The 22,949-nt window shown below is 59.6% G+C and carries 17 protein-coding genes and 2 tRNA genes; 13 read left to right on the top strand and 6 right to left on the bottom strand.

Features of this window, described 5'->3' with window-relative positions:
• The first annotated feature begins 5 nt into the window (after window positions 1–5).
• Genes ACTQX9_RS06900 through ACTQX9_RS06890 form a run of 3 tightly spaced genes read left to right on the top strand, consistent with a single transcriptional unit; the run spans window position 6 to window position 3,284 of the window.
• Window positions 6–809, top strand: a complete 804-nt coding sequence (locus tag ACTQX9_RS06900; protein ID WP_441540898.1) for a TlyA family RNA methyltransferase — start codon at window positions 6–8, stop codon at window positions 807–809.
• Window positions 806–1,666: an NAD(+)/NADH kinase gene (locus tag ACTQX9_RS06895; RefSeq protein WP_427728169.1), complete on the top strand. Its 861-nt coding sequence runs from the start codon at window positions 806–808 to the stop codon at window positions 1,664–1,666. The genes ACTQX9_RS06900 and ACTQX9_RS06895 overlap by 4 nt, the downstream gene beginning before the upstream one ends.
• The gene (locus ACTQX9_RS06890) at window positions 1,656–3,284 is read left to right on the top strand and encodes a DNA repair protein RecN (RefSeq protein ID WP_441540840.1); all 1,629 of its coding nucleotides are present in this window, start codon (window positions 1,656–1,658) and stop codon (window positions 3,282–3,284) included. The genes ACTQX9_RS06895 and ACTQX9_RS06890 overlap by 11 nt, the downstream gene beginning before the upstream one ends.
• A 220-nt stretch (window positions 3,285–3,504) precedes the next feature.
• On the opposite strand, the gene ACTQX9_RS06885 is transcribed toward ACTQX9_RS06890, so the two are convergent.
• Window positions 3,505–4,362, bottom strand: a complete 858-nt coding sequence (locus tag ACTQX9_RS06885) for a MurR/RpiR family transcriptional regulator (RefSeq protein ID WP_441540839.1) — start codon at window positions 4,360–4,362, stop codon at window positions 3,505–3,507.
• 271 nt (window positions 4,363–4,633) lie between these two features.
• Here ACTQX9_RS06885 and ACTQX9_RS06880 point away from each other — a divergent pair, with 271 nt between their 5' ends.
• The 10 genes from ACTQX9_RS06880 to ACTQX9_RS06835 all read left to right on the top strand — a co-directional run bounded on the left by ACTQX9_RS06880 (window position 4,634) and on the right by ACTQX9_RS06835 (window position 15,598).
• Entirely contained in the window at window positions 4,634–6,643 is a 2,010-nt protein-coding gene (locus ACTQX9_RS06880) for a fructose-specific PTS transporter subunit EIIC (protein WP_427728173.1), read from the top strand.
• 506 nt (window positions 6,644–7,149) lie between these two features.
• Window positions 7,150–7,413, top strand: a complete 264-nt coding sequence (locus ACTQX9_RS06875; protein WP_022094575.1) for an HPr family phosphocarrier protein — start codon at window positions 7,150–7,152, stop codon at window positions 7,411–7,413.
• Between the two features lie 133 nt (window positions 7,414–7,546).
• Complete coding sequence (gene ptsP / locus ACTQX9_RS06870; RefSeq protein WP_427728175.1) at window positions 7,547–9,250, top strand: phosphoenolpyruvate--protein phosphotransferase; 1,704 nt, start codon at window positions 7,547–7,549, stop codon at window positions 9,248–9,250.
• Between the two features lie 74 nt (window positions 9,251–9,324).
• Window positions 9,325–10,257 carry a 1-phosphofructokinase family hexose kinase gene (locus ACTQX9_RS06865; RefSeq protein ID WP_349125764.1) on the top strand — a complete coding sequence of 311 codons (933 nt, stop codon included), beginning with the start codon at window positions 9,325–9,327 and terminating at the stop codon, window positions 10,255–10,257.
• A gap of 227 nt (window positions 10,258–10,484) precedes the next feature.
• Window positions 10,485–11,417 (top strand): 1-phosphofructokinase family hexose kinase, encoded by a 933-nt coding sequence (locus tag ACTQX9_RS06860; protein WP_427717343.1) that lies wholly within the window; start codon window positions 10,485–10,487, stop codon window positions 11,415–11,417.
• Between the two features lie 192 nt (window positions 11,418–11,609).
• Complete coding sequence (locus ACTQX9_RS06855; protein ID WP_441540838.1) at window positions 11,610–13,004, top strand: CCA tRNA nucleotidyltransferase; 1,395 nt, start codon at window positions 11,610–11,612, stop codon at window positions 13,002–13,004.
• A gap of 226 nt (window positions 13,005–13,230) precedes the next feature.
• Window positions 13,231–13,307, top strand: a tRNA-Glu gene (locus ACTQX9_RS06850).
• Window positions 13,308–13,329: 22 nt separating this feature from the next.
• Window positions 13,330–13,406: transfer RNA gene (locus tag ACTQX9_RS06845), tRNA-Glu, on the top strand.
• Between the two features lie 151 nt (window positions 13,407–13,557).
• On the top strand, window positions 13,558–14,850 hold the full coding sequence (locus ACTQX9_RS06840; RefSeq protein WP_154515563.1) for a lysylphosphatidylglycerol synthase transmembrane domain-containing protein: 1,293 nt from the start codon (window positions 13,558–13,560) through the stop codon (window positions 14,848–14,850).
• A gap of 136 nt (window positions 14,851–14,986) precedes the next feature.
• Window positions 14,987–15,598, top strand: coding sequence for a TetR/AcrR family transcriptional regulator (locus ACTQX9_RS06835; protein WP_441540837.1), 612 nt, complete (start codon window positions 14,987–14,989; stop codon window positions 15,596–15,598).
• A gap of 104 nt (window positions 15,599–15,702) precedes the next feature.
• Here ACTQX9_RS06835 and ACTQX9_RS06830 read toward each other — a convergent pair whose 3' ends face one another.
• From ACTQX9_RS06830 to sdaAA, 5 genes are all read right to left on the bottom strand, one after another.
• On the bottom strand, window positions 15,703–16,917 hold the full coding sequence (locus ACTQX9_RS06830; protein WP_441540836.1) for an ABC transporter permease: 1,215 nt from the start codon (window positions 16,915–16,917) through the stop codon (window positions 15,703–15,705).
• On the bottom strand, window positions 16,914–17,687 hold the full coding sequence (locus ACTQX9_RS06825) for an ABC transporter ATP-binding protein (protein ID WP_441540835.1): 774 nt from the start codon (window positions 17,685–17,687) through the stop codon (window positions 16,914–16,916). Before ACTQX9_RS06825 ends, ACTQX9_RS06830 begins: the two co-directional genes overlap by 4 nt.
• Window positions 17,687–19,120 (bottom strand): efflux RND transporter periplasmic adaptor subunit, encoded by a 1,434-nt coding sequence (locus ACTQX9_RS06820; protein ID WP_441540834.1) that lies wholly within the window; start codon window positions 19,118–19,120, stop codon window positions 17,687–17,689. Before ACTQX9_RS06820 ends, ACTQX9_RS06825 begins: the two co-directional genes overlap by 1 nt.
• 129 nt (window positions 19,121–19,249) lie before the next feature.
• A complete protein-coding gene (locus ACTQX9_RS06815; protein ID WP_441540833.1) occupies window positions 19,250–20,707 on the bottom strand; it encodes a L,D-transpeptidase in 1,458 nt (485 codons plus the stop codon).
• A 416-nt stretch (window positions 20,708–21,123) separates the two neighbouring features.
• Window positions 21,124–22,731: an L-serine ammonia-lyase, iron-sulfur-dependent, subunit alpha gene (sdaAA, locus tag ACTQX9_RS06810; protein ID WP_441540832.1), complete on the bottom strand. Its 1,608-nt coding sequence runs from the start codon at window positions 22,729–22,731 to the stop codon at window positions 21,124–21,126.
• Between the last annotated feature and the right edge of the window lie 218 nt (window positions 22,732–22,949).

The following is a 22,949-nucleotide window of genomic DNA, read 5'->3' as shown; positions in this document are numbered from 1 at the left end:
CATTCATGAAACGCGTGCGTCTCGATGACGAACTGATTTCACAGGGCATCTGCGCCGACCGCGCGGATGCCCTTCGCACTCTTATGGCCGGCTTGGTCTCGAGTGGCGGCGAGCGTTTGACCTCGCCGGGCCTTAAGGTGACGCCCGGTCTGCCCCTGCACGTGAAGGGCCGTATTCCCTACGTGGGGCGCGGCGGGCTCAAGCTCGAGGGCGCGCTCGATGCGTTTGGGATCGATCCCATGGGCCTTGCTTGCCTCGATGTGGGCTGCTCCACGGGCGGCTTTACCGATTGCCTGCTCAAGCGTGGCGCCGCAACGGTCGTTTCGGTCGATGTGGGTCGCGCTCAGTTTGATTGGTCGCTGCGCCAAGACGAGCGCGTGAGGCTCCATGAGCGTACCAACGTGACACAACTGCCCGAGCTTGGCTACTGCGGCGCTATCGACTTGGCTGTCTGCGATGTGTCGTTTACGAGTATCGCGAATATCATCGACGCCGTGTTGGCGTGCCTGAAGCCTTCGGGTTCGTTCTGCACGCTCGTAAAGCCGCAGTTTGAGGCGCCGGCTGCGCTGGTGGGCGAGGGCGGTATCGTGACCGACCCCTCCGTCCGCCGCGATACGCTTGTGGCGGCGATTGAACTCTTTGCCGCCAAGGGCCTGTTCCCGTTCGACGTGTGCGTGTCGCCCATCCATGGCGCCAAGGGCAACGTCGAGTTTTTCCTGTACGGCACGAGGTTTGCCTCTGGCGAGTGCGCCGACGATGAGCTGCAATCACAGGTAACGGCTTTGAGCGAGAAAGCTGCAACGCTATGAAGGTCTTTCTGGTTCCCAATTACTACAAGCAAGAGGCGGTCGAGAGCGGCCTAATGCTCGAGCTTTGGCTTTCGCGCCAGGGCTACGAGGTCGCATGGGCTGCCGATCAGCGTTCCAAGATCCAGCGTGCGCCCGATGTTGACGATGCCGACCTGGTCATTACGCTCGGCGGCGACGGCACGCTGTTGCGCGCCGCCCGCATTCTCAACTACCGCGAGATCCCCATTCTGGGCCTTTCCTATGGTCATTTGGGTTTTTTGACGGCTGCGAGCCCCGAGGATCGCGATATTTTGCAGGTCGTGAGCGATGCCCTTTCCGGTGAGCTCCATGTGAGTCGCCGCGCCACCCTCGCCGCGGATATCGTTTCGGTGCGCGAAGATGGCACGAAGGATGTCGTGCGCACGTTTGCCCTTAACGATATGGCGCTTACGCGCGGGCCCCTGTCCGATATGGTTGAGTTCGACATCACGGTGTCTGGCCATCATATCGACCGCCTGCGCGGTGACGGCGTCGTCGTTTCGACAGCGACCGGTTCCACCGGCTACGCGCTTTCCGCCGGCGGCCCCATCGTCAGTCCCGATTACACGGGCATGGTTTGCGTGCCCATCGCCCCACATACCATTCAGGCTCGCGCCTTTTTGACCTCGCCAAGCGATGTCGTCGAGATCTTTATGTCCGATGATCGCCCGAGCGTGCCTGCGATCGCCATCGATGGACAGTTTATTACCTGCGATGGCACGGTCGAGAGCGTGGCCGTGCGTCGCGGTCCCGGCGATGTTCTGCTGCTGGATTACGGCCCCGAGAGCTTCTATAACTCGGTGAGTCGCGTGTTCTACGGAGTTCGTCATGATCGATGAGCTGCAGGTTTCCAACATTGCCCTCATTCGCGAGGCGACGTTGGTTCCGAGCGCGGGCTTAACGGTTCTGACCGGAGAAACCGGCGCCGGCAAGACCGCTTTGCTCTCGGCGCTTAAGCTCATTTTGGGCGAGCGCGCGGATTCGTCGACGGTGCGCGAGGGCGAGACGCTTGCCAACGTCGAGGCGCGCCTGTTTGACGGTCCGCACGACACGGAGGGCTTCACCGTGCAGCGCAGCCTTTCTGCCGAGGGTCGCAGCCGCGTAAAAATTGACGGCCGCATCGCCAGCGTGCGCGAGCTTTCGGAGCGCGTCGGCGTGATGATGGATCTTTGCGGCCAACACGAGCACCAGCGCCTGCTCGACCCTGCGCATCATGTTGCCATGGTCGATGCATGGGCGGGGCGCCCGGCGCTCGAGGCGCTCGATCGCTATCGTGCTTGCCTTAAGGCATCTCGCGCGGCTGCCAAAGAGGTCCGTCGCGTCGAAGAGGCCTCACGCGCGCAGGGGAGTCGTGTCGAGGAAGCGCGCTTCGCTCTGGAGCGCATCGCCGAGGTCGACCCCAAGCCGGGTGAGTATGAGGAGCTCGAGGAGCTGCTGCCGCGCTCCGAGCATGCCGAGGTGCTGGTGGCAACGGCCAACGATGCCCATACATCGCTTGCTGCCGAAGGGGGAGCACTCGATGCCGTGAACAGTGCCGTCGCGGAGCTTTCGCGCATGGCTACTGTCGATCGCAAGCTGGGTGATATCGCCGATGCGCTTTCTGATGCCTGCATCTCGCTCGAGGATTGTGCCAACGAGCTGCGCGCCTATCGCGATGGGGTTGCCTTCGATCCGCGCGAGCTGGCTCGTATGCGCGAGCGGTATTCCGATCTTAAGGGACTTTTGCGTCAGTGGGGTCCCACCATGGACGACGTGTTTGCCATGCGCGATAGCTCGCGAGAGCTGTTGTCGCTGGTAGACGATGGTGATGAGCAGATTAAGAAGGCGCGCGAAGCGCTTGGCGCGGCGGAGCGCGAACTGTTCGCCGCCGCCAAGGCACTTAAGCGCGCACGCAATACGGCAGCCCCGCGCTTTTGCCACGAGGTTGGCCGTCAGATGGCGCGCCTGGAGATGGGCGGCGCCGAGCTCGTTTGGGACTCGCGCGATCTTCCGCGCGCCGAGTGGACGCCGGCGGGCCCTTCGAGCTACGAGCTTTTGTATCGTAGCGGTGCCGGATTGACGCCGCGCCCCCTGCGCCGCATTGCGTCTGGTGGCGAGCTGAGCCGTGTCATGTTGGCGAGCAAGGTTGTTTTGGGTAACGCGGACGGCGTGGATACGTTGGTGTTCGACGAGGTCGATGCCGGTGTTGGTGGCTCTACTGCACGCGCCCTTGCGAGCGTTCTGGCAGATCTTGCCGCAACGCATCAGGTGATTGTCGTAACGCACCTGGCGCAGGTCGCCGTCATGGCCGACAAACATTACGTGGTGAGCAAAGAGCCCGGCGACGTTCCCCAAACCCATCTGGATGAGGTGACCGGGGACGCCCGTACCGCAGAGATCGCCCGTATGCTGAGCGGCGATCAATCGGAGGCGAGCTTGGCCCACGCAAAGCAGATGCTCGAGGAAGCGCGTGCTTAGGCCGAGCCGTTACATGTATGTTCGACCCGGCCGCCACGAAACCGGACCATCTACTACGTTTAATAGGCTATCGGCAACCACGCCTTGAATTGCAAAAAGAAAACCGCAGGTAGAACGCCTGCGGTTTTTCTATTTTCGGTATGTGGTTGGGCCATACTGATAAAACGTAGTAGATAGGCCGGTTTCGTGGCGAGTGGCGTTTGTCGGCTCGCCAAAATTTCTATTCCACGACCTTATCCGGCTGGATAAGCTCCTCGTAGTAGCTGATGTGCTCTCGGGCGTCCTCGATTTCGGGCAGCAGGAAGTTGTAGATAACCTCGATGATCATCGTGGCGCTGATCTTGGAGAACGCAAAGTCGCCCGTGGTGAGCAGCGCCTCGTGGTTCACGGTATTAAAGGTGTAGTCGGCTAGGCGAGCAAGCGGAGACTTGCTGTCGCTGCTGATGACGACTACGGTGGCACCACAGCCTCGAGCCGCTTTTGCCATGCGATTCAGTCGACGCGACTTGCCAGAGTTCGAGATCAGCACGATAACGTCGCCGGGGCGTAACGTGAGCGCAAAGCCGATTGATGTCTCGCTGATGGTGCTTGACATACAGCGAAGGCCCAGTTGCGAAAACTTAAACGTCGCGTCAAGCGCAACGGCGTTGGTATTACCTACGGCTGCAAACTCGATAGCCCCTGCGTTCTTAAACGCGTGCACGACGGCTGCCAGTGTATCGTGATCAATGCCATCGATGGTCGCATTGAGTTCACTGACCTTTGCGGCGAGGATGTTTTTGAGGCTCTGCTCCATATTATCGAGCGAGACCTCGTCTGTGAGGCCTTCACTGCGCTGACTCTCCAGATCGCGCGCCAGCGAAAACTGAAAGCTGCGAAAGCTTCCAAAGCCCAGCTTGCGGCAGAAGCGCGAGACGGTGGCCTCGGAGGTTGCGGCGGCGCGCGAGAGTTGCGCGGCTGTTAGGAGCGGTGCCTCGGACTGGTGCTCTAGGATATAGTCGACAATGCGCTGCTCGGACTCGCTGTATCCCTTGTGCGTGCTAATAAGGGAGAGTGCGCTCTTGCTGCTATAGGACATGGATGACTCCTGGTTGGCATTAAAAGCTGTCTTGTTGTGTGCCGCTCTAGTATACGGGGATTTCAATTACAAGATACACCTTGCTGTTTCAAAAGTTGATGGTAAACTTTCATCGACCGTTTACGGTTGTGAAAGAACCTTTCACCGGAGAAATAGGCTTGATTGCTTCTCATATAAGCGGTGGCTTGGTATCTTTCAGGAGTGGAAAAGCGCGCACCGTAGCGCGTGTAGGGGAGCGCCCGCGGGCGCAGTACTCAAGAAGGAGGGACACATGGCTAAGTTTGACATCATCGCCGCCACCGGTTGCCCGACCGGCATCGCGCACACCTTCATGGCGAAGGAGGCGCTGGAGAAGGCAGCTGCCGAGCGCGGTCTGACCATTAAGGTCGAGACTCATGGCCAGGTCGGTGTCGAGAACGAACTCACGAAGGGTGAGATCGCCGGTGCTAAGGCCGTCGTCGTCGCAGCCGATAAGGATGTCCAGGCGGAGCGTTTCGCCGGTAAGCCCATGGTTTCCGTCGGTGTTTCCAAGGCCCTGTCCGTCGAGGCTGCCGGCAAGCTGATTGACCGTGCTCTCGCCGCCAAGGGCGACGACACAGTTGCGGCTGCTGCCGATGTCGAGGATGAGGTCGAGGAGAAGGAGTCCATCGGTCACATCATCTATAAGCACCTCATGAACGGCGTCAGCCACATGCTGGTCTTCGTCGTTGCCGGTGGTGTTCTGACCGCCGTTTCGTTCCTGTGGGGCATCACGTCCTTCGACTCGACGGCTGCCGACTACAACAGCTTTGCCGCTATGCTCAAGATCATCGGCGGCATCGCCATGAACCTCATGGTTCCCGTGCTTTCCGCCTATATCGCCGAGTCCATCGGCAAGCGCCCGGCGCTCGTTCCCGGCTTTGTCGCCGGTATGATCGCCATCCAGGGCCTGCCCGTTAATGCCGAGACCGGCATGATCGATGCCGGCGGTGCCGGCGTGGGCTTCGGCTTCCTGGGCGGCATCGTCGGCGGCTTCCTCTCTGGCTATGTCATCCTGCTGCTCGAGAAGGTTTTTGCCAAGCTGCCCAAGAACCTGGACGGCCTCAAGGCTATCTTCCTGTACCCGCTGTTCTCGACCGCCATCGTCGGTCTGGTCATGCTCGGCATCTCCGGCCCCATGGCTGCCATTAACACCGCCATGATGGACTTCCTCAAGGGTCTGTCTGCCTCTGGCGCTGTTGTCCTGGGTCTTGCCATTGGCTGCATGTGCGCCTTTGATATGGGCGGCCCGGTCAACAAGGCTGCTTACGTCACCGGTACCGCTATGCTCACCGAGGCCCTGGCTGCCGGTGTCGGCACCGACACCTATAACTTCGGCACCAACTTCATGGCTGCCGTCTCCGCCGCCTGCATCGTTCCGCCGCTGATCACCACCTTCGCCGTTATCGTCGGCAAGAAGTACTTCAGCCAGGAGGATCATGACGCCGGTATCGTCAACCTCATCCTTGGTTGCACCCACATCACCGAGGGCGCCATTCCGTTCATGACCAAGAACATCTGGCCCGTCATGCCCATCATGATGCTCGGTTCCTCCATCGCCTCGATCCTGACCATTATGTTCAACGTCCACGATCCGGCGCCTCACGGTGGTTTCCTGGTCCTGCCCGTTGTCGAGAACGGTCCGCTGTGGGTCCTCGCGATCCTCATCGGCGCCGTGGTCGGTGGCATCCTGTTCGTTGCTTTCAAGAAGTATGACTTCGAGAAGAAACAGAAGGCCGCTCCCGCCGCTGCCGCTAAGCCGGTCGAGGCTCCCAAGGCCGCTGCCGTCGAGGCCCCCAAGGCTGAGGCTTCCGACTTCGTGAAGGTCGAGAACGTTTTTGTCGCCGAGGATTTTGCTTCTCGTGACGAGGCCCTGAGCTTTGTCTCCAACCAGGCTGTCAAGGCCGGTATCGCTGACGACGCCGACGCCGTAATGAACGCCTTCCTGGCCCGCGAGGCCGAGGGCACCACGGGCATGATGGAGGGCTTCGCTATTCCGCATGCCAAGTCTGATGCCATTACCGAGGCCGCCGTCATCGTCGTCAAGGACGACTCTGGCGTGACCGGTTGGGACACTATGGACGGCGCTCCCGTCAACGTGGCTATTGCCCTGCTCATCCCCGGTGCCCAGGCCGGCACCACGCACCTCAAGATCCTGTCCAAGGTCGCCGAGGCGCTCATGGACGAGGGCTTCCGTGCCACCGTTAAGGGTTCCACCGACGCTGCCGAGATCGCTAAGACGATCAACGCCCGTCTGGTCTAATCCCGCAGCTTGCGAATAACATCGCCCCCTGTATATAAGGCGGAGACTCCATCAGGGGTCCCCGCCTTTTTTCAAGTTACCCGGTACTGAGGGACATTTCCTTCCTGCCGACAGTTCGGGATACTCCTCAGTTCACAGGAGGGTATAGACAACCGCATCAACCAGATCAACCAGGCGAACAAATTATCAGCCAGAATTTCGTTCGCACGATATTGCTCTGGACCGACCGAGTTTCCGCAGCTCGCCTGCCGGGCGGGGCGGTTAAGTTTGTCGCGAGTTCCGCACGCAAAGGAAAGCACTTGATGTGCTTTCCGTCTTGCGCAGGACTGTAGAGCAGCAAACTTAACCGCCCCGCCCGGCAGGCGAGCATGCAGGAACGACATCTGTCCAACAATTCGTGCGAAACATAATGAAAAACCGTTTGATGTGAGTTAATATAATCAACGTCGTGAATATGGCTCCTGTCGCATTGCTGATAGGGGTTAAACACAAAAAAGGAGTCAATTATGGTTTCTGAGAAGGCTACCCTCGTTAATCCTCAGGGTCTTCACATGCGTCCGGCTGGCCTCTTCGCCTCCACCATGGGCAAGTACGCCTGCGACGTGACGGTCGTCACCCCCGAGAAGGAGGTCAACGGCAAGTCCCCGATGGCCCTCATGGCTGCCGGCATCCCCTGCGGTACCGAGGTCGAGGTCAAGTGCGACGGCGCTGACGAGGCCGAGGCTCTGGCTGCTGCCATCGAGCTCATCAAGAGCGGTCTTGGCGAGTAGAACTCAAACGGGTCGCATGTTGAACAACTAAGTTCATATTTGGGGGCGCAGTGACCTGTTTAAAGGGAACTGCGCTCTTTTGTCATGGATATGGCAAAACGCTTTATCACATGACACGGAGAGAGGAATAGGAATGTATCAGGGAGTCAACGCTTCCGAGGGCATCGGTATCGGCACCGTCATGGTTGCCGTCGAACCCGACTTGACGTTTGAGCCGCACGAGGTTGCTGATTCGGCAGCAGAGAAGGAGCGCTATCAGACCGCCCTTTCGGTCTTCTGCGAGAAGACCCAGGCTCAGGCCGACCACATGAAGGAGACGGTGGGCGAGGCCGAGGCCGAGATCATGAGCGGACACATTGTCCTGGCTCAGGACCCGGGCATGACCGACGCCATCAACGCCGCCATTGACGGCGGCACCTGCGCCGAGCAGGCGCTCATGGACACCTCGACCATGTTTGAGAACATGTTCCTGTCCATGGACGATGAGATGTTCCGCCTGCGCGCGGCAGACATCGCCGACATCCGCACCGGTATTCTGGCCGAGCTTTTGGGCAAGGAGGTCGTCGATCTCTCCGTCCTGCCCGAAAACACTGTCGTTGTCGTGCACGACCTTACGCCGTCCATGACCGCCACGATCGATAAGGCCCACGTTGCCGGTATCGTCACCGAGACCGGTGGCCGCACGTCGCACTCCGCGATCATCGCCCGCGCCCTCGAGATTCCGGCTGTCCTTTCGGTTGCCAACAGCTGCACCGCGCTGCGCAACGGCATGACCGTTGTCGTCGACGGTGGCAAGGGTATCGTCGAGGCCGATCCCGACGAGGAGACGCTCGCCGCCTACACCGCCAAGGCCGAGGCTTTCGCTGCCGAGAAGGCAGCCCTCGAGGCTTTCCGTGGCAAGCCGTCCGTGACTGCCGATGGCATCAAGAAGATCATTGCCTGCAATATCGGTAACCCCGATGACGTGCCCAACGCGCTCGATCACGACGCCGAGGCCATTGGCCTGTTCCGCTCCGAGTTCCTGTTCATGGATTCCGCCGAGCTTCCTTCCGAGGAGGAGCAGTTCAACGCCTATCGCAAGGTTGCCAGCGCGCTCAATGGCGCTCCGGTCATCATCCGCACGCTCGACGTGGGTGGCGACAAAGAGATCCCGTACCTGCACATGGTCAAGGAAGAGAACCCCTTCATGGGTTTCCGTGCCGTGCGTTACTGCCTGGCCAACCCCGACCAGTACAAGGTACAGCTCCGCGCTCTGCTGCGCGCCAGCGCCTTCGGTGATGTCAAGATCATGATCCCGCTCGTCACTTGCGTCGAGGAGGTCTTGGCCGTTAAGGAGCTCGTCGAGGAGTGCAAGTCCGAGCTGACCGAAGAGGGCCGCAAGTTCAACGAGAACATCGAGGTCGGCATTATGGTCGAGACGCCTGCCGCATCGCTGATCGCTGACCGCCTGGCCGAGGTCGCCGACTTCTTCTCGATCGGCACCAACGACCTGATCGGCTACACCATGTGTGCCGACCGTGGTAACGACACCATTTCTAACCTGTACCAGGTGTACTATCCCGCCGTGCTTCGCTCGCTCAAGAACATCATCGAGAGCGGCGTCAAGGCTGGCATCATGGTCGGTATGTGCGGCGAGGCCGCTGCCGATCCGCTGCTTGAGCCGCTGCTGATCAGCTGGGGCCTCGAGGAGTTCTCGATGAGCGCTCCGTCTATCCTTCGCGCCCGCAAGACCATCAGCCAGTGGACCAAGGCCGAGTGCGACGATCTCGCCGAGAAGGCGCTCGCCTGCAACACTGCCGAAGAGGTCAAGGCGCTGCTTGAGGCTGCCGCTCGCTAATTTGGTATCAGAGGTAACCGCGTGGTTGGAATGGGCTGGCCGCGCGGCCCTCAAATATACAGGGGGTACTGTAAATGTTCTACACGCTAACCGCTAACCCGGCTGTCGACATGACGGTTTCGAGCTCTCCGCTCGAGCCCGACGAGAACGTCCGCACCGGCTCGGCCAGCTACACGGCTAACGGCAAGGGCCTCGACGTGTCCTTCGCCTTTAAGAAGATGGGCGTCGACACCGTCGCGCTCGGCTTCTTCGCCGGCTTCACGGGCAAGTTCATCGTCGAGGAGGTCATGAACCTGGGTTGCCTGTGCCGCCCGGTCTGGACCGACGGCATCACGCGTATCAACACCTATGTCAACGATGGCCAGCACGAGTACGGCATCCTTAACCCCGGCGCCCCGATTACGCCGGAGCACCAGAAGGAGCTCTACAACATCCTGGACACCGCGGGCGATCTTGAGTGCCTGATCGTCTCCGGCTCCGTGCCTCCCAAAGCTACGCCCGACTTCCTGGCTCAGGTCATGGAGCACGCTCAGGCTCGTGGCGCCGACGTCGTCCTGGACCTGTCTTCCGACAAGCTCAAGGAGCTCGCTCACAAGAAGCCGCTGCTCATCAAGCCGAACCATCACGAGATGAAGGCCATCTTTGGCGTGCCGGTCGACACCGACGACGAGGTCCGCGTTGCCATGAAGATGGCTCACGATGCCGGCGTCCAGAACGTGCTGCTCACCCGTGGTAGCCGCGGCGACGCTTACTTCTCCAACGGCGAGGACATCTGGTACGCTAAGCGTGAGTTCAACATCAAGCTGGTCTCTTCCGTCTGCGCCGGCGACTGCACGCTCGCTGCGTTCCTGCACAAGTGGTACAGGGATCGCGACAACGTCGAGGAGGCCATGAAGCTCGCTATGGCCACCGGCGCCAATGTTGCCGAGTCCGTGGGCATCGGCGACTTCGGTCACGTCGATGAGTATAGTAAGCGCGTTGCTGTCCGCAAGCTCGATCGCAAGTAAGCGAAACGCTACATATTCGTGGCTATATGGCGCCCCGGTTTAAGCCGGGGCGCTTATTTGTAAATTGCAAATGAGCTTCAGGGCAAGCACTCCTGATTTTTTTGCCCCGCCTTGCTGCTTTTCTGGCCACCTGCACGCGTTCTACACCGTTCGCCGAGTTGCTATGGTCTTTTCACAAGGTGTGGAATATACTTTCATTATCACGTTGCTTTGTGAAAGGAACATTCATGATTTACACGCTCACTGCAAATCCCGCCATTGATTACAACATTTCCTGCGACGGACTTTCCGCCAACACCGTCACCCGCACGCGCAACGCGGTCTATACGCCCAATGGCAAGGGTCTCAACGTCTCGTTCACCCTCGATCACTACGGTGTCGACACCACGATCCTGGGCTTTTTTGCCGGCTTCTCGGGCGAGTATATCGTCAAGGGCGCCGAGGCCCTGGGTGTGCCCGTCAAGCCCGTGTGGACTGACGGCATCACGCGCGTCAACGTTTTCCTCAACGCCGGTCCCGATACCGAGTACAACATGGTCAATGCAGGCGCTGCCATCAATGCTGCCAACGAGCAGGAGATGTTTGAGCTCATCGACTCGCTCGACGACATGACCTGCCTGGTCATTAGCGGCTCGCTGCCCCCCAACACCTCCGAGGGTTTCCTGGCCGAGGTTCTTCGCCGTGTTAAGGCAAAGGGTGCCGAGTTCGTGCTCGATATTTCGAGCCATCAGCTGGCCGATCTCATTGCCATGGAGCCGTTGCTTATTAAGCCCAACGACGACGAGCTGCTCGACATCTTTGGCATTAAGGTGAGCGGTGGCGACGACGAGTCCGTTAAGTGCGCTATGGCTGAGCTGCACGCCAAGGGCGCAAAGAATGTGCTGCTGACCCTTGGTGGCGACGGCGCGTACTTCTCCAACGGCGAGCACATTTGGTTTGCCAAACGCACCTTTGAGGTCAAGCTGCTCTCGACGGTCTGCGCCGGCGATTCCTCGCTTGCCGCCTTCCTGTCCGTGTGGCACGATGCCCCCGAGTGTGTCGAGGACGCCCTGCGCCTCTCGATGGCAACCGGTGCCAACGTGGTCGAGTGCCCTGGTTTGGGCGATTTTGCCAAGGTGGACGAATATAAGAAGCACATCGACGTTCGTCAGGTCTGCTAACCGTTTAGACATATCGTTGCCGAACACCCGCTTTGGATCTCCGAGGCGGGTGTTTTTATCTGTTGGCCGCATGGGACCTGCTGTCTCGTTCGCGCGAATCGACGATGTGATTTCATGTGCGCTCACGCTTGTTTCTTGCTAGACTGCTTGAGAACCATCGTTTAACGCTCGCAAGCGTAGGAGGCCATAGGTATGTGTAATGTTTCGCTCAACGGTACGCAGCCCACAGATGCCTCCCTGCGTGTGCTACGTGCGCTTGAGGACGCTGGTCTCGAGGCCTGGTTCGTAGGCGGTTGGGTGCGTGACGCCCTGATGGGACGTCGCAGCCACGATGTTGACATGTGCTGTAGCGGCCTGTGGCAAGAGTCCAAGGCGGCGCTCGAGGCAGCCGGCATTGCGGTAGTTGAGTCGGGCATAAAATTTGGCGGCATTACCGCCCTTTGTGACGATGAGCGTATTGAGGTCACGACGTATCGCCTGGACGGTTTTTACACCGATGGTCGCCATCCCCAGAGTGTGGAGCGTGCGGCGTCGCTTGAGGACGATCTGGCACGTCGTGACTTTACCGTTAACGCCATGGCTTGGCATCCCCAGCGCGGTCTTGTCGACCGTTATGATGGCCAGGGCGACCTGCAGCGTAAGCTGATTCGTGCCGTCGGAGATCCCAAGCGTCGCTTTAACGAGGATGCGCTTCGCATGCTGCGCGCCGTGCGTTTTGCCTGCCGTCTGGATTTTATGATCGAGCCTAAGACCAAACAGGCGCTTGCCGAGTGCTCGCCGCTGCTCGATGCCGTGGCACGCGAACGCGTGGGCATCGAGCTCGAGGGGATTCTATCGACCGGTCACGGGGGAGACGCGATGCTACGCTATCCCGAGCTTGTTTGCGCCGCCGTGCCCGAGCTTGCGCCGGCTCGTGGGTTTGACCAGCGCAGCGTCTACCACGCCTTTAATGTTTACGAGCATATCGCTCGCGTTTTGACGGTAGCGGGGGAGCTGGCACTGTGTGACGGCGTGGCGCCTTCGTCGAGCTTAATGTGGGCAGCGTTTTTGCACGATGTCTCCAAGCCCGATTGCTTTACGGTCGATCATGCGGGCAGCGGCCACTTTTACGGTCATCCTGAGCTTGGTGCCAAGAAAGCGCGCGCTATTATGGATCGCTTGGCGCTTTCGCACGATTTGGTTCGCGACGTGTGTCTGCTTATCAGGTATCACGATAAGCCGTTGCGCCCCGAGCGCTCCTGTTTGCTCAATATGATGCGCTCGCTTTCGGGTGAGGGCGTCGACACACCGCGTTTGATTGACGAGCTTATGGACCTTAAGCGTGCCGATACGCTGGGTAAGGCACCGTCGTGCTTCTATTACGTCGAGACGATCGAGGAGATGCGTTCGCTCGCCCACGAACTGTTGGAAGCGGGGGAGCCCTATACGCTTAAGATGCTTGGCATCAACGGAGGGGACCTGATTCGCGCCGACGTCAAACCGGGGCCTGAGCTGGGACAGCTTCTCAACGTTGCCCTCGACGCCGTGATCGAAGACAACGTCCCCAACACCCGCGAGGCCCTTCTGGCCCACCTCAACCTGGGGTAGCTAATTTGGGACGGGGCTTTTTTAGCTACCCCCGCTGTCAATAGGACGAACAATCGTGATTCTGGCAGGGGTAGCTAAAAAAGCCCCGTCCCAAATTAGCTACCAGGTTGACCTGTGTGTTCCATAACCTCACGACAAAATTTGGCCAATTTGGAATTTCTTCTTGCGTTCGCGTTTTTTGTCCCGTAATATATGTCCTCGCAGCACGGCAGTGCAGATGTCATGTGGCCCGTTCGTCTAGCGGTTTAGGACGCCGCCCTCTCAAGGCGGAGATCACCAGTTCGAATCTGGTACGGGCTACCACTTCTTTTCTGCTGAGGCTTATGGCCCGTTCGTCTAGCGGTTTAGGACGCCGCCCTCTCAAGGCGGAGATCACCAGTTCGAATCTGGTACGGGCTACCAAGTTTTGGATACCCGACCTTCTTTTCGAAGGTCGGGTTTTTTATTACATGCGGGCTTGTCTGTTCATCCCATTTGCCCCATAGCTTTACGTTTTGCTTATCTCCCATACGGGTACAATAGGCCAGATACATTGACGGTCAGAAGGAGCCTCATGACGGAGTCCTCTCAGCATACCCCAAAGCCTCAAGTCGATGTTTCGGGCGGCGATGACAACAAGAGCGCACGTCGTGGTGCCATCTTTATTGGCATTGTGCTGGTGGGCTATATCGTCTATTTGGTCGTGACCGGTCAGATGGGTCAGTTCTGGGCCGCCATGGCTAGCGTTCAGGCGCCGTGGCTCGCTGCCGCGTGCTTCTGCATGTTCCTATACTTGTTTTTTGGCATCGTGGCGTACGCGATTGCCGTATGGCTCGATCCCAATTCGCCTGTCGGCATCCGCGACCTCATTTCGGTCGAGGCGAGCGGCATCTTCTTTGGCAACCTGACGCCCATGATGATGGGCTCCACGCCTGCCCAGATTTATCGCCTGACCAAAGCCGGCCAAAATGTGGGCGAAGCGGGTGCCACGCAGTTCACCCGCTTTATCGTGTACCAGTTTGGTTTGGTGGCATGGGGTGCCATTCTGCTGCTCGCCCGCATGCCGTTTTTCGCCGAGCGCTATGGCGACATGACGCTGCTTTGCGTCTTTAGTTTTGGCGGCCACTGCTGCATTCTTCTCGGCATCTTTGCCGTGGCGTTGATGCCCAAGACCGTCACGCGCGTCGCACATTGTATTATCAATTGGCTCGAGCGCATGGGCGTTTCAGCTACTAAGATCGAGGGCTGGCGCACCTTTGTCGATGGCGAGATCTACTCGTTCTCCGAGAAATTCAAACTCTCTGCCGGCCATTTTTCGTCCATGCTGCTCACGGTCGTCATCACCATGTTGCAGCTGGCGTTTTTCTACCTGGTTCCGTATTTTTTGATGCTTGCCTTTGGTCAGTACGACGTTGACTTTTTCTCGGTCATGGCGGCGAGTGCTTTTGTACAGCTGTTGAGTTCCGCCGTCCCGCTGCCTGGCGGCACTGGTGGTGCCGAGGGCGGCTTCGCGCTGTTCCTGGGTCACTTTTTTGGCACGGCAGCGACTGCCGGCTATCTGCTTTGGCGTCTGATCACCTTTATCGCGCCTACCATTTTGGCCGCCCCTCTTTTGGGCCTTAAGAGCGCTCATAACGAGAGTATCCATGCGCGCTGGGACCGTATGATGTGCAAGCTCGGGCGCACTCCTCAGAAGCCTTCTGCGTCCGTTAAGGCACATCCAACCTCTCAGGTTACCGTGGACCCCAATCAGCATGCTCAAAAGACTGCTGTGGCCTCTAAACCGGCACGGAAGACCTATGTTCGTCAGACTGGCGACGGTATCCGCGTTTCCCCTGCGGCGCTCAATAAAAAGAAGCGGCCTTAGAGCCCAGTTGGTGAGTCGTGCGTTCTTAATGATGCTCGTCATTGCGATGCTAGATGTAGGATAATCCTCTTACGTTGATTATCTCCCACTTGTACAGGAGCTATAGGTGGGCAGTTGACATGAAGGGGACACGTCTATGGCCACCACTAAACCGCGCCTTGACCGCCGTATCGTTCGCAGTCGCAATGCGATTCTTTCGGCATTTGAGCGACTGCTGATGGAAAAGCCCCTCGCCGATATTACGGTGAGCGCCATCGCGCGCGAGGCAAATGTCGACCGTAAGACCTTCTACGTGCACTTTGGCACGGTGGACGGCTTGCTCGATGCCATTGCCGTGGATGTGGTCGAGATGATTGTCGACTCAGTCGAGAAGACGCTTTCCTCTATGGGCGGTAACACCAACGAGCGAGCACTCGGAGCGGCGGCGACCTTCTTCAAAACCGTTAACGAGGCGCTGTGCAACAATTTGGTGCTCAATCGCCAGCTGATTGAAAACATTCCGCTCGACGATTTTATGACGCGCTTGCGTGTGCCGCTCGAGAACGAGATTGCCGAGCGCGACCTGCTGCCCGATGGCTTAAAGGACGAGCTGTTCGACTATTATCTGGCGTTTTTGCTTTCGGGCATTATCGGCATTTACCGCACGTGGGCACTCTCCGATGGCTCGGTGCCCATCGAGCGCATTTCGGAGGTCGCTAACAATCTGACGTTGAACGGGCTATCGAGTCTGGAATCTCGTTTCGAATAGCACTAGCGCCTTATCCCCTCCGAGTTGCGGTGAAATAAGGACTGAATAGGCCTTTTAACGGCTAAAACACTCCCTATTTCACCGCAACTCAGGGGGGGATTGCATTACTGGTAGCGCAGGCACTCCACGGGGTCGAGTTTTGCGGCCCGGCGGGCGGGGTAGAAGCCAAAGATTACGCCGATGCCGACGGAGACCGCAAAGGCCAGCAGCACCGTGGCGATCGAAAAACTCGGCGTTATGGTACCGCTGGCACCGAGTTCGCCAAGCACGCCGGAACCCGCGGCGAACATCGCTAGGCCCCAGGCAAGCAGGTAGCCAATCAGGACACCTAGCAGACCGCCGGTGATGCACAGCGCCGAAGACTCGGCCAAAAACTGTGCGGTGATATCGCGACGGCTGGCACCCAAGGCTCGACGAATACCGATCTCGCGGATGCGTTCGGTCACATTGGTGAGCATCATGTTCATGATGCCGATACCGCCCACGAGCAGCGAAATGCTGGCAACGGCGCCCATGATGAGCGAAAACGCGCCCATAAAGGAGTTGAGGGCGTCGATGGCGCTTTTCATTGAGGTCGCCGACACGCTGTCATATTCGTCGTCATCCGCGATGTCCTTCATGCTGCGCACCTTGGATTCAATCGTCTTGCACAGCTCATCCATGTCCGTACCCTCGACGGTGAGCGCCGTTACGCTGGGAAAAGACGGGTTCTCGTCGCCAAAGAGGCCCGAGATGGTCTCGCGCGGCATGTAGAGCGTGAGTGAGCCCATGGAGTCGCTGCCGCCGTCGATAACGCCGATAATCTGCACCTCGCCGTTCGACACCTTGATGGTCTTGCCGAGCGCGTCCTGTTCGTTGCCGTACAGCTGGTCCGCGCCGCCGCGGTTGATGAGCGCCACGCGTGCGCCAGATTGGGACTCAGCCTGCGTATAGGTGCGCCCCGCGACGAGCTTGCTGGCGCCCACTGCGTCGAGCATGTCGCTATCGACGCCCTGCGCCATGACGTTATAGCTTTTGTCACCGGCCTTGTACTCGGTATAGGCACTGTCCACGATACCGATCTGCTCGATCTGCGGCACCATCTTGCGAAGATTCTCAACGTCCGACTCGGTGAGCTCTTGCGACGAATAAATCTGCACCATACGCGCGGCGTTGAGGCCCAGGCTGTTGACCAGGCTGTTTTGGATACCGCCGATAAGCGAGGTCATGGCAATGACGGAGGCGATGCCAATAACAATGCCCAGGATGGTGAGTAGGCTGCGTCCCTTGTTGGCCTCGAGGGAGTGAAGGGCTTCTTGGATAAGGTCGCGCGTGCTCATGCCTTCACTCCTTTCGTCGGATTGGCGTGTGCGGAAATCATGGGCAGGTTATCAATGGCGCCGTGCAGGGTCTGCGGTGCGTGCGCGATGTACGCGCCGTCGTGGATTCGGCCGTCGCGAATGGTTACGGCACGGTCGGCCTCGGCGGCGATACCGGGATCATGCGTGATGAGCACAATGGTCTTGCCACGTTCCTGGAGTTTGTGGAAGGTCTCCATCACGAGCGCTCCGGTGGCGGAGTCCAGGTTTCCCGTCGGCTCGTCCGCCAGGATGATGGGCGGGTCGTTGACGAGGGCGCGCGCGATGGCAACCCTCTGCATCTGTCCGCCTGAGAGCTCGGAGATGCGGTGGTCCCAGTGGTCGACCGGCAGCGTGACGGCTTGCAGTGCATGAACGGCGCGCATCTCACGCTGAGCCCGCGGCACGTTGGTGTACGACAGCGGCAGCATGACGTTTTCGATGACCGATAGGCGCGGCAGCAGGTTAAAGCTCTGAAAGACAAAGCCGATGCTCAGGGCGCGGACTTCGGTGAGCTCGTCATCGTCGAGCTCCGCCACGTTGAGGCCCTTCAGGTAATAATCGCCTGCCGTTGGCTTGTCCAGGCAGCCCAGGATGTTCATGAGCGTTGACTTGCCCGAGCCAGAAGGGCCGGTAATGGCCACGAATTCGCCGGGATTCACTGCCAGGCTCACGTTATGCAGGATATGGGCGCAGCCGGCTTCGCTCTCAAAAATGCGATGCACGTTGCGGATGTTGATGACGGGACGCATTACAAGCCCTCGTCGGCAGACATGCTGCCAGGGTCGTCGCCGTCGGCCGTCATGCCTGCGCCGGTGTCCACGATGAGGGTGTCGCCGTCGCGCAGCTTGGTAACCGGTACGTCTGCGTTGATCTCATTGCCCTGGTCGTCGCGCTTGACCTGCGTCTTACCGACCACGGCGTCGTTATCGTTTTGCGTCACAATGGTCACCTTCACGCGGCACATCTCCTTGCCTTCACCGTCGGTTGCCACGTTGACGTAATAGTGCTCGCCATCCTCGGTCATGAGCGCCATGGTCGGCACCATCACCACATCGTCGAGCTGCTCGGTTACCACCGAGACCTCGGCGGTCATGCCCGGCTTGAGGCGCGCGTCGGGCGCGTCGATCAAAATATCGACGTTATAGGTCACGCTACCGCCGCCACCGTAGGTGGAGTCGGAGTTTGCCACCGAAGCGATTGTCGTGACCGTTCCCTGGCTCACGATATCGGGAAAGGCCGGATAGGTAACGTTGGCGCTCTGGCCCACTGCGATCTTGGCGATATCCTTTTCGCCCACCTGAACGGTGACCTTCATCTTGGAGAGGTCAGCGATCTGCATGCACTGCTTGCCGCCGGTCGTATCGCCTTCGCCCATAATCATGCCGCCCGTCACCGTGGCGCCGACCTTGGCGTTGAGCTCGACGATGCTGCCCGAGCTGGGCGCGGTCACGGTGCGCTCGGCGGCTTTGGCGTTGGCCTGGTCCAGGGTCGCCTGGGCCGAGGCCAGGTTACGTTGGGCGCTCGAGATGGCGCTCGTGTCGGCACTCGTGTCGGCGCCGCCGCTGGCGCCACTTGCGCCTGCCGCATCTGTGTCAGTCGCCGGAGCGGCTTGGGCGGCAGCTACCGCTTTCTGCGCGTTGGCGAGGTCTTCCTGTGCCGCCGCCACCGCGCGCTGCGCCTCGGCAACGTTGCGATCGAGCTCGTCATTTTTAATGGTCATGAGCACATCGCCCTCGTTAACGGACTGGCCGGCTGATACCTTGATCGATGCCACCGTGCCGTCGACAGAAGGGGAGACCACCGAAGCCGAGATAGGCTTGAGCTGGCCTTTAGCCTCGACGGTGGTCGTAAATGTACCCTCGGTGACCATGTCGGTCACCGGCCCGTTGGTACCTGCGGGCCGTGCGTTGATGACGAAGGTTACGACTACGGCGATGAGCACAGTGGCGGCCACGACGCCGGCCGCAATGCCGCGTCGGATGAGCTTTTTGCGCCGACGCTCGGCACGCTTCGCCTTGAGCTTGGCGTAGGCCTCTTCGTCAGAAATCTCGGTTGCATCGCTTGTGCTGCCGTTTTGCTGTGTGGCGCGCACGTTTGTTATGAGGGGAAGCGTTTCGGTGGCACCCTCGGGCGCTCGCTCGGTATCATTCGGTCCCGGGGTGATGGTGGGGACATTCGACATAGCGTATCCTTTATAGAAAGTTCTTCGATTAGTATATGCGCCCGTCGCGAGAAGCGGGCGCATATGGCGGATTCTTTCGGAACTGTTAGATTGGAGCGTCAGTTCCCCGTTGTGCGAAGGCGTGTTTCCCTACGAGTGCACGACCACGCACAGGCCGACGCTGATGCAGTCGTGGAGTGCCTTGGCGTCGGCCAGGCGCAGGTTGATGCAACCGTGGCTGCCGCACCACTTGTACGACTCTGCATTATCGAAGCTCTTGTCGTTTTGCCATGTAGCGTCGTGGAAGCCGATCATATTGCCCTCGAAAGGCATCCAGTAGCTCACCGGGCTCTCGTATTTGGGCTTACCGGTCTCGGGGTCCTTGGCTCCGATCAGGGTGCTGCCGCCGTCATTGCTATTGATCTGCCAAACGCCCTCGGGGGTGGCATCCTCTCCCGGTTTGCCCGAGATAAAGTTGGCTTCCCAAACGATATTACCGTTCTCGTCATAGTAGCGCGCGTGCTGCTCGGACAGGTCGACGTCGATATACGCCTTCCAGTCGGGCTCTCCCTTTGCGGTATAGGTGTCGGCCTTCTGGGAGTACTTAATCTCGATTTCGCCGGTCTGCTTGTTGTTAATGGCGTCCTCGACCTGCTTGGCGAGTGCGTCGCTATCGACGGACCAGCCAAAGTCACCGCCCTCGACGGCACATTCTTTGCCGTCGGCACGCGTCCACCAGCGGGTGGTGCCCACGGTATTAAAGCCGTTGGCGAGCTCGGCTGCCCAGCTACCGATCTGCGACGTATCGAGTGTGGGGTTGGCCGGATCGGCAAAGCTGATCCACTGCAACACGGAGCTGCCGTCGACCTTGCCGGCATCCTCGCCGTTGAGCTTGAGGGTCACGTTGACGCCCAAGAAGTTGTTGGCGGCATCGCATGCGGCTTGAATCTGATCATTGGTCAGCGTTTCATTGAGCGGCTCATAGGCATCGTTGCCGAGCTTGGAAAGATCTACGGTCTCGGCCAGCGAGGCAAGCTCGAGCTCGGCATACTTAATGACATGCTCGCGGTTGAGTTTTTCGTTGGAGCGCGCCTTCTCGACGGTAAACTTGCCGGCTTGCTCGTCATAGGAGCTATTGGCCTCGAACGTACCCGAACGGCCCTCGTTAAACTCGTCAATGGCGGCGCCCAGATCCTCCTCAAACTTCTTTTGGTCAAAGGTGTCAGAGAGCATGGACAGGTCGACGTCTTGTTCAAGATCGACTTCGTTGGAGGTAGCGGTTGTTTTGGTCTTGCCGCTTAAGGATTCCACAAGGCGGACCGGCCATATAAAGGCTTCGTTGCGGCTGATGATTTCTTTTGCGGCAGCTTCGCCGTCGACGATGGGTTCATCGGACTCGGGCTGATAGGTCCAGTTAAAGTCATCGCCTGTCACGGTGAGCTTATAGTGCTTCCATGCCGAGTTGACCTTAGTGGCAGCAGACGAAGCGTTGGAGAACGAGACGTCGACGCCGGCAATGGTGGTGTTGGGGTAGGCTACCTGCGAAAATGCGACAACGCCAACAATGTAAACGACAACAATGAGGCCCAGAGCAACGAAAAGGGTCATTTTGCCCCCGGATTTTTTCCCGTTGGCGTGGTTCTCTGACCCACGGGGGCCCTTGTGATGGTTTTGCGTGTGTGAAGGCGCGTGCTTAGTCGCTTTATTGCTCTGACGCTGCTGATATGCATGAGGGTTCTGGCGCTGTGAGGTGTTTCCCGAACCATGCTTTGTGCTACGCGTTGGCGTGATGGGGCGCGGCGACTGAACGCCGTCGGTAGGCCTAGAAGGCTGCTGCGGATCGGGAATCAGTTGGGTGCGGTCGTTTTGCGACATCGTATGCATATCCTTCGAGTTTCGCCTTGCGGCTCATCGTGTTTTTACTGGGCTTGCATTATAGCGATTACCTAGTTGTTTGTGGTATTGAAACGGTGGCATTGGCAAGAGGTTGGACATTTGTCCCACCTCTTGTTTTGGACTGCTCTTTATCCGCACACACCGCATTTTGCACAGGCCGAAAGCGCGGCCGGAGCCTGCGCGATGCCGCCCTTTGCCGTCTCGCGCAGCGTGGCCGGCAACGCGTGGCCCACCGAGAGCATGACGTGTGCCATCTGGTCAAACGGCACCAGGCTCTTAATGCCGGCAAGGGCGAGCTGCGCCGAGCTAAATGCGGCCGCCACGCCGATCGCGTTGCGGTTTTGGCATGGCACTTCGACAAGGCCGCCCACGGGATCGCATACAAGACCAAGCAGATTGCTCAGTGCGATAGAGCTAGCGTCGAGTGCCTGCTCGGGCGTGCCGCCCAGCATCTGGACTAGCGCGGCAGCGGCCATGGCGGCGGCGCTGCCCACCTCAGCCTGACATCCGCCTTCGGCACCCGCGACGCAGGCACTTGTGGTGAGGTTGAGACCAATCGCGGCAGAGCAGTAGAGTGCGTCCATGACCTGTTCGTCATCGAGCTGTAGATGGTCGGCGAGCGCCAACACGCAGCCGGGCACGACGCCCGCAGAGCCGGCCGTGGGGGCGGCGACGATGACGCCCATGGTGGCAGAGCGCTCAAGCACGGCCATGGCGCGGGCTACGGCTTCGGTTTGGACGGCGCCCATCAGGTTTGTGCTCAGATCGTTGCGGCGTGTGGCGTCGACGAGTTTTGCCTCGCCGCCGATAAGCCCGCCGAGCGAGCGCTGCGGTGCGGCGATGGGCGCCGTTGTCTCCTCGCGCATGACCTCGAGTACGCGGCGCATGGCGGCGACGGCGTGCTGCTCGCCGGTCAGGCGGGCTTCGCGTACGGCCATGACGGCGCCGATGTTGAGGCCCAGTTCGGCGCAGGCGTCGAGGAGCTGTTCGCCATCGTCGAAGATTTCCTTGGCGGAAACGCCGGGGGAGAGCGATGAGGCCGAGCCGGGAAGCTCAATGAAGGTGGCGTAATCGACATTGTCGAGCATGCGTAGCATGGGAACGACGATGTCATCGGGGGTGCCGTCGGTCTCAAAGACGGAATAAGCTTGGCCGCCCACCTCGGTGCGGTAGGTGCGGCAGAAGGCAATGTTTACGTGTGCGTAGGCGAGCTGGTTCGTGAGCGCGGCGAGAACGCCGGGGACGTCCTGGTGCGCCACAAACAGGGTGGAATACATGCCCGAGATATCGACGCCGACGCCGTTGATGCGGCTGATGCGCATCTTGCCGCCGCCAAGGCTCTCGCCGCGGACCTGCGCCGTGGCGCCCGTGTCATCGACCATGTCGATGTCGACGGTGTTGGGGTGGATGGAGGCGTCGTCGCCCTTAATGTCAAAGTGATAGCTGAGGCCCTGCTCGCGCGCGAGGTCAAAGGCGTGCTTGATGTTCTCGTCGTCGGTATCGAGGCCCAAGATGCCCGCGACGAGTGCGCGGTCGGTGCCATGGCCGCGGTAGGTGTGGGCAAAGGAGTTCCACAGGCCAAAGGTGACTTTGGTGACGCGGCCTTCCAGCAGGCTGGCGGCAACCTGGGCGCAACGCAGGGCGCCGGCGGTGTGCGATGAGCTGGGGCCGACCATGATGGGGCCCAAGATCTCGAATGCCGAGGTCGTAGCTAGTGTTTGCGGCTTGCCTGCCATGGCTGCTCCTTCTCTATCTCGTCGTCCCGAGGGGCGGGGCATACGCTGTCCCGCCGTTCCGAGGGCTTTAGTATTTGGTCGCCTGCTCGGACAGTCCTGACTCGCACGGAGAGCACATTAAGTGCTCTCCGGCTCGTGCGGAACTCGCGATCGACCAAATACTAAAGTCCTCGGAACTTAGGATACATGGTTGGAGTCGCTCTGCTGCAAAATTTATC

The sequence above is a fragment of the Collinsella sp. LCP19S3_F2 genome, assembly GCF_052121015.1.
Lineage (GTDB): Bacteria > Actinomycetota > Coriobacteriia > Coriobacteriales > Coriobacteriaceae > Collinsella.
The sequence above is the reverse complement of the archived record's forward strand: the minus strand, read 5'-3'. Positions and strand labels throughout refer to the sequence as shown.

Coding starts and splice junctions, on each gene's coding strand:
- ACTQX9_RS06895 (WP_427728169.1), top strand. CDS start 806: ATGAAGGTCTTTCTGGTTCCCAATTACTACAAGCAAGAGGCGGTCGAG.
- ACTQX9_RS06900 (WP_441540898.1), top strand. CDS start 6: ATGAAACGCGTGCGTCTCGATGACGAACTGATTTCACAGGGCATCTGC.
- ACTQX9_RS06835 (WP_441540837.1), top strand. CDS start 14,987: ATGGCCACCACTAAACCGCGCCTTGACCGCCGTATCGTTCGCAGTCGC.
- ACTQX9_RS06815 (WP_441540833.1), bottom strand. CDS start 20,707: ATGACCCTTTTCGTTGCTCTGGGCCTCATTGTTGTCGTTTACATTGTT.
- ACTQX9_RS06825 (WP_441540835.1), bottom strand. CDS start 17,687: ATGCGTCCCGTCATCAACATCCGCAACGTGCATCGCATTTTTGAGAGC.
- ACTQX9_RS06830 (WP_441540836.1), bottom strand. CDS start 16,917: ATGAGCACGCGCGACCTTATCCAAGAAGCCCTTCACTCCCTCGAGGCC.
- ACTQX9_RS06880 (WP_427728173.1), top strand. CDS start 4,634: ATGGCTAAGTTTGACATCATCGCCGCCACCGGTTGCCCGACCGGCATC.
- ACTQX9_RS06855 (WP_441540838.1), top strand. CDS start 11,610: ATGTGTAATGTTTCGCTCAACGGTACGCAGCCCACAGATGCCTCCCTG.
- ACTQX9_RS06840 (WP_154515563.1), top strand. CDS start 13,558: ATGACGGAGTCCTCTCAGCATACCCCAAAGCCTCAAGTCGATGTTTCG.
- ACTQX9_RS06820 (WP_441540834.1), bottom strand. CDS start 19,120: ATGTCGAATGTCCCCACCATCACCCCGGGACCGAATGATACCGAGCGA.
- ACTQX9_RS06860 (WP_427717343.1), top strand. CDS start 10,485: ATGATTTACACGCTCACTGCAAATCCCGCCATTGATTACAACATTTCC.
- ACTQX9_RS06885 (WP_441540839.1), bottom strand. CDS start 4,362: ATGTCCTATAGCAGCAAGAGCGCACTCTCCCTTATTAGCACGCACAAG.
- sdaAA (WP_441540832.1), bottom strand. CDS start 22,731: ATGGCAGGCAAGCCGCAAACACTAGCTACGACCTCGGCATTCGAGATC.
- ACTQX9_RS06875 (WP_022094575.1), top strand. CDS start 7,150: ATGGTTTCTGAGAAGGCTACCCTCGTTAATCCTCAGGGTCTTCACATG.
- ACTQX9_RS06890 (WP_441540840.1), top strand. CDS start 1,656: ATGATCGATGAGCTGCAGGTTTCCAACATTGCCCTCATTCGCGAGGCG.
- ptsP (WP_427728175.1), top strand. CDS start 7,547: ATGTATCAGGGAGTCAACGCTTCCGAGGGCATCGGTATCGGCACCGTC.
- ACTQX9_RS06865 (WP_349125764.1), top strand. CDS start 9,325: ATGTTCTACACGCTAACCGCTAACCCGGCTGTCGACATGACGGTTTCG.